At 75.2% G+C, this 6,228-nt stretch carries 5 protein-coding genes; 2 read left to right on the top strand and 3 right to left on the bottom strand.

Going from position 1 to position 6,228, the window contains the following annotated elements; translation table 11 throughout:
• Positions 1-127 precede the first annotated feature (127 nt).
• Positions 128-316 carry a DUF5703 family protein gene (locus ACZ4A5_RS26965; protein ID WP_398872561.1) on the bottom strand — a complete coding sequence of 63 codons (189 nt, stop codon included), beginning with the start codon at positions 314-316 and terminating at the stop codon, positions 128-130.
• A gap of 47 nt (positions 317-363) precedes the next feature.
• On the opposite strand from ACZ4A5_RS26965, the gene ACZ4A5_RS26960 reads away from it, so the two are divergent.
• Positions 364-1,080, top strand: coding sequence for a hypothetical protein (locus tag ACZ4A5_RS26960; protein WP_467589515.1), 717 nt, complete (start codon positions 364-366; stop codon positions 1,078-1,080).
• 61 nt (positions 1,081-1,141) lie between these two features.
• Here ACZ4A5_RS26960 and ACZ4A5_RS26955 read toward each other — a convergent pair whose 3' ends face one another.
• Positions 1,142-4,036 (bottom strand): helix-hairpin-helix domain-containing protein, encoded by a 2,895-nt coding sequence (locus ACZ4A5_RS26955; protein WP_467589512.1) that lies wholly within the window; start codon positions 4,034-4,036, stop codon positions 1,142-1,144.
• Positions 4,033-5,016 carry an aldo/keto reductase gene (locus ACZ4A5_RS26950; RefSeq protein WP_467589509.1) on the bottom strand — a complete coding sequence of 328 codons (984 nt, stop codon included), beginning with the start codon at positions 5,014-5,016 and terminating at the stop codon, positions 4,033-4,035. The genes ACZ4A5_RS26955 and ACZ4A5_RS26950 overlap by 4 nt, the downstream gene beginning before the upstream one ends.
• Before the next feature lie 161 nt (positions 5,017-5,177).
• Between ACZ4A5_RS26950 and ACZ4A5_RS26945 the strand changes: the two genes are divergently transcribed.
• Positions 5,178-6,227: an LLM class F420-dependent oxidoreductase gene (locus ACZ4A5_RS26945; protein ID WP_398872733.1), complete on the top strand. Its 1,050-nt coding sequence runs from the start codon at positions 5,178-5,180 to the stop codon at positions 6,225-6,227.
• Position 6,228 lies beyond the last annotated feature (1 nt).

Below are 6,228 nucleotides of genomic sequence, written 5' to 3'. Positions count from 1 at the left end.
CAGGCTTGTGCTCTTCCGATTTTCTACCACCGCCCCCGCTCCGCGAAGAACGGCCCCGGACACAAAGGGCTGACCGCCTCGGCAGGGGGCGGGCCCCGCGATCGCGGGCCCCGCTCCGTTCGTGCTGTCACCAGGTCGCGCGCAGCTGGCGGATGATCCGACGGCGCAGCCGCACCTTGCGGCTGCCGTCGGGATTGAGACGCAGTCGGTCCAACTCCCAGTGTCCGTACTCGGCGTGGTCGGTCAGCAAGCGTGTGGCCGCCCCTCGGGAGACACCCCTCGGCACATACACATCGCAGAATTCGTATTCCGGCATCGCATCTATTGTGCGGGAACCGGCCCGGTGCGGATAGCGTCTGCACTATGTCTGATGCTGCGCAGCCATCCGCTGCCGAGGTACGCGCCGCCGCCGAGGCGGTCAAAGCCGCGCTGGACCGTCACCTCGACGCCGTCGAACGCCGGTCGGGGGAGGACGACCCGGCCGTCTACGCCGCGTTCAACGAGCTGGCCGCGACAGCCGAGGCGTACGACGAGCTGCTCTACGACGTCTATGACGAGGTCACGCCCTTCGAGATCCCGGGCGACGACACCCTGCCGGCCTATGCCGGGCCGGAGGAGCCGAGCGCGCTGAGCGTCCTGATCCGCCGGGACTACGCGGTCGTCGAGCCCCCGCGGCTGCTCGCCCAGGCCCAGCGGGTCGCCGACCTGGATCCCGACGTCGAACCGGACACGGGCGCCCCCGGCAGCACGGCGGGCGTCGTCGGCAGCAGTGTGCACGCCGCCCTCGGCGTGCTGTTCGGGGAGTACGAACCGGACGAGATCGCCTCGCGGCACAAGGAGTTCGGCCTGGAGGAAGGTGACTCCACGCTCTGGGTGGCCGCGGCCGACAGGCCCGCCGAGCCGGGGGACTGGCTGGCCGCCCCCTTCGACCAGGCGGACCCCCAGCGGGTCATCTGCCGCTTCGACGTCAGCGCCGTCTTCGACGAGGAGGCGGACCCGGACGAGGACGGCCTGGACGACGACACCTTCGACGAAGAGGACGGCGCCGTACGGGGCGGGGGGAGCGCCCCCGGGCGCTGACCCGCGGAGATCCACGGATGCCGTACGGGGCCGGCGCGCCGGCCCCGTACGGCGTGCCGGGTCAGCCGGACTGGTGCTGGGCCCGCAGCAGGGACTTCAGCCGCGTCGTCCGCTCCTTCGCCGGGACCTCGGCCACGGCGCGCGGCAGCGCCTGGTCGACCCCCTGCACGACGGACAGGTGGCGCTCCGCCCTGCCGAAGGCCGTATAGACCCACGACCGCGTCAGCGTCCGCGCGGCGTCGCCCGGCAGCACGACCACGGCCGCGGGCCAGCGCAGGCCGGCCGCCTGGTGGGCGGTGACGGCCCAGCCGTGCCGCACGGCCCCGCCGACGAGCTCCTTCGGCACGACCACGGGCGTGCCCGCGCAGTCCAGGCGCAGCCCTTCCGCGTCCGCGGAGAGCACGGTGCCGGGGATCATGCGGCCGGGTGCCGGGACGTACGCCACCCGGTCGCCCGGGTCGAAGCCGCCGAACCGGCCGGGGCCTGGGTTCAGCCGCTCCTTCAGCGCCGCGTTGAGCGCGCGCGTGCCCGCGGGGCCGCCGTGGCCCGGGGTGATGACCTGGGTCTGCTCGGCGGGCACGCCGATCGCCCGGGGGACGGAGTCCGCGACGAGCTGGACCGTGCGGTGCACGGCCTCGCCCGGATCCCGGACCGGGACGATCACGACCTCCTTGCCGGGGGCGTCCACCTTGGTCAGCTCGCCGATGCCGATGCCCGACACCAGCTCCCCGAGCGGGCCCGGGTCCGGGGTGCGCGAGACGACAGTGGGGCAGGCGTGAGCGGCCACCACATCGGCGAACACCCTGCCCGGCCCGGCCGACCAGAGCACGCCCGGGTCGCCGCTCAGCACCAGCCGGGTGCCGTCCGCCAGGGATTCCACGAGCACGGCGGCCGTCTCGACGTCGAGCTGCGGGGCGTCCAGGACGGCGAGCACATCGAGGGCGAGCGAGCCGTCGGCGTCGCGACCGGGGCCTTCCAGGCCGGACAGCAGGCCGGTGAGGGTCACCGCTCCGGTCCCGTCGAGGGCCTCCGCCCGCCGGCCGCCCTCGGCGTGCACGGCGATCCAGGCGCGCAGCCCGACGGCGCGCGCCGCGCCGACCAGCGTGGCGACCTCGGCACGCGAGGCTTCCCCGCCGCTGTGCGTCACCAGCCCGGCCCCGGCGACGGCCTGGATCAGCTCCTTGGCCGAAGCGGGCGCCGAGGCGGCCGTGGCCGCCTCGGCGAGGGCTGCCCAGGGGTCGGCCGCGCCTGCACGGCTGCCGCCGTGGGCCTCGCCTTCGGCGGCCGCCCGGCCATCGGCGGTTCCGTCATCCGCCGGGGCGGCGTCGCCTCCGGCGGCGCGGCTGCGGGGCCCGGCTCCGGTCGTGCCGCCAGTGGCGTCGCTCTCTGCTCCGGCCGTCCGGCCGTCGGCTTCGGCTTCGCCGCGATTGCCGCCCTCGGCTTCTGCTCCGGTCATGGCCTCGTCCGCGCCCGCTCCGGCTGTGCCGTTGCCTGACTCGGCGCCGGGCGTGCTGGGCTCGGTCGCGGCGGGGTTGGCGTGGGCAACTGCTCCGGCCGTTCCGCCGTCGGCTCCGCCACCACCGGTCGCGTCGTCCCCGGCTTCTGCTCCGGACGGGCTGTCGGCTGCTCCCGCTCCGGCCGCGCCGACCGTGGCCGCGCCGACCGTCACCGCGCCGCCGTCGCCCTCGGCTCCGGCCGCGTTGCCATCGGTCGCGCCGCCGCCGGTCTCCGCTCCGGGCGTCCCGCCGTTCGCCGTCCCGCCGTTCGCCGTATCGCCGTCGCCCTCGGCTTCCGTGCCCGTCGCGCCGCCAACTGCCGCGTCGGCCCTGGCCCTCGCTCCGGTTGTGCCGGCTTCCGCCTCGGCCGCGGCTGTACCGTCACCGGCCGGGTGGTCACCCGCCGTACCGCCGCCGGCCTCGGGCTCCGCGCCGTCACCCGCCGTGTCGTCGGCAGGCTCCGTCCCCTCTGCGCCGGTCCGCGCCGTGAACGTGCTGATCAGCCGCGCCAGGCCGTCGGCCAGGCTTTCCTCCGCCATCGCGTAGCGGTCCAGGCCCAGGAGCAGGCGGACCGGGGTTTCCGGCTCCTCGCCGTCCTCCGTGGCCCGTGTGCCCCGGGCGCCGGTGGCCGGGGACTCCAGCGCTTCCTGGAAGACCAGCACCGCGCCCTCGGCGATGGCGCTCTGGATGGCCTCGTCCGGGTCGGGGACGGCGTGCCGGGCGAGGGCCTCGCGCAGGGCCGGAGCCTCCAGCACCGTGTGGCCTTCGAGCGCGGCGCGCTCCAGCAGCCAGCCGGTCAGGGCGGCGGCACGGCGCTCGTCGCCGGGGCCGCACTCCGGGCCCAGCAGTGCCCGCGCGAAGCCATCGGCCTGCTCGGGGCGCACGCCCGGCACGGCCAGCAGCTGCCAGGGGTCGTCGCGCAGGAGCGCGCCCGCCTGCTCGCCCAGCGTCTCGACCGCACGCACGGCGAGCTGCTCCGGGGCGCCCCCGGCGGCGAGCACCTCCCGTACGCCGGCGAGCCCCTCGGCGAGCGCCGCGTCCGACAGCGGGCGGCGCGGGGCGGCGACGGCGGGGCCCGCCGTGGGCGCCTCCGCGCGCGGGGCGGAGGGCTTGCGGGCCGCGGGGGCCGGACGGCTCCGCTCGTTGAAATACGAGGCGGCCGACCGCTCGCCGCTCTCCACGGCCCGCACGGCGGCGGCCAGCGCCTCGGCCACGGCCGACCGCTTCCCGGACCCGGCGGGGTCCTGGGCACCGGCGCCTTCCGTGCTGCCCGCGCCCGCCGGAGCCTCCGCCGGAACCGCCTCCGCCGGAACCGCCTCCGCCGGAACCGCCTCCGCCGGAACCGCCTCCGCCGGGACCGCCTCGGCCGGGGCCGCGTCGGGTGACGGTGCGCCACGGGACCCCTGGGGCTCGTCGTCCCCCTGGGGGGCCGGTGAGGCGGGACGGCGGTCGGTGCTCACAGGGTGCTCCAGTCCTGATCGGGGTAGCGGTGCACAGGGGCCGACACATCGTCGAGCGCCTGGCAGATCTCGTCCGGAAGCGTAAGGGCTTCCACTGACAATGCCGCTCTGAGCTGCTGCTCGTTGCGCGCGCCGATGATCGGGGCGACCACTCCGGGCCGGTCCCGCACCCAGGCGAGGGCCACCTTCAGGGAGGTCGTGGCGAGCCCGTCAGCCGCCGTGGCGACGGCGTCGACGACGCGGCCCGCGGGCTCGTCGAGATACGGGGCGACGAAGGGGGCCAGGTGCTCGGACGCGCCCCGGGAGTCGGCCGGGGTCGCGTGGCGGTACTTCCCCGTGAGCACGCCGCGGCCGAGCGGCGAGGACGGCAGGATCCCGATACCCAGGTCGAGCGCGGCGGGCAGCACCTCGCGCTCGATGCCCCGCTGGAGCAGCGAATACTCCATCTGCGTGCTGGCCAGCCGGGTCCGCGTGCCGGGCGCGGCCAGCTGCCAGGTGGCCGCCTTGGCGAGCTGCCAGCCGCAGAAGTTGGAGACTCCGGCGTAACGGGCGCGGCCACTGCTGACGGCCATGTCGAGCGCCTGGAGGGTCTCCTCGAGCGGGGTGTGCGGGTCGAAGGCGTGGACCTGCCACAGGTCGACGTAATCCGTGCCGAGCCGCTCCAGGGAGGCGTCGAGCGCGGCGAGGAGGTGGCCCCGCGAGCCGTCGAACCGCCGGTCGGTGTCGAGGACGCTGCCGGACTTGGTCGCGATGACCAGGTCGCGCCGGGGCACCAGATCCTCCATCAGCCGGCCGAGCAGATACTCGGCGCCGCCGTCCGCGTAGACGTCGGCGGTGTCGACGAGCGTGCCGCCCGCCTCCCAGAACGTCTTGAGCTGATCGGCGGCATCCGGCTCGCCGGTGTCCCGCCCCCAGGTGAGCGTGCCCAGCCCGATCCGGGATACCCGCAGGCCCGTGCGGCCCAGCTGCCTTTGCTCCATGAGCGCTGAGGTTACTGGCCGCGGCGTGCCCCGTGTCCGCCTGTGGACAACTCCCGGCGGCGGCCTGTGGACAACTCGCCGATGACGTACCCCTGGTCGGCGCGCTACGCTCGCCGGAACAGTGACGTTACTGATGGGTAAGGGGACCGGTTATGGGTCGTATGAGGCTCGGGATCAACCTCGGCTACTGGGGAGCCGGGATGGACGCCGACAACCTCGAGGTCGCCCGTGAGGCCGACCGCCTCGGCTACGCGGTCTGCTGGGCCGCCGAGGCGTACGGCTCCGACGCGCCCACCGTCCTGTCCTGGGTCGCGGCGCAGACCGAGCGGATCGACATCGGTTCGGCGATCTTCCAGATCCCGGCCCGTACGCCCACGATGACCGCGATGACCGCGGCCACCCTCGACTCGCTCTCCGGCGGCCGCTTCCGGCTCGGCCTCGGCGTGTCCGGCCCGCAGGTCTCCGAGGGCTGGTACGGCGTGAAGTTCGACAAGCCGCTCGCCCGGACCCGCGAATACGTCGACATCGTCCGCAAGGCCATGTCCCGCGAGCGCGTCACCCACGACGGTGAGCACTGGACGCTCCCGCTCCCCGGCGGCCCCGGCAAGCCGATCAAGCTGACCGTCCACCCCGTGCGCGAGCGCATCCCGCTCTACATCGCCGCCATCGGCCCCAAGAACCTCGAACAGACCGGTGAGATCGCCGACGGCGCCCTCGTCGTCTTCTTCGCGCCCGAGCACGCCGAGGAGACCACCCTGGGCGCCCTGCGTGCGGGCCGCGCCAGGATCGGCAAGGACCTCGACGGCTTCGACCTGGCCCCGACCGTCCCGATGGCCGTGGGCGACGACGTCAACGCCCTGGCCGACCTCTTCCGCCCCTACACCGCCCTCTATGTCGGCGGCATGGGCAGCGCCAAGCAGAACTTCTACAACAAGCTGGCCCAGCGCATGGGTTACGAGAAGGCCGCCGCCGAGATCCAGGAGAAGTACCTCTCCGGGGACAAGCAGGGCGCCGCCGCGGCCGTCCCGCGCGAGCTGATCGACTCCACCACCCTGCTCGGGCCCGTGGAGCGCGTGGCCGACCGGATGCAGGCGTACGCCGACGCCGGGGTGACCACCCTCTCGCTGGCCCCCGCGGGCTTCACCCTGGACGAGCGGATCGCGAGCCTGCGCGCGGGCGTGACCGCCCTGGAGCGCGCCGGGCTGGCGTAGC

The sequence above is a fragment of the Streptomyces sp. NPDC025618 genome, from assembly GCF_055558795.1.
The sequence above is the reverse complement of the archived record's forward strand: the minus strand, read 5'-3'. Positions and strand labels throughout refer to the sequence as shown.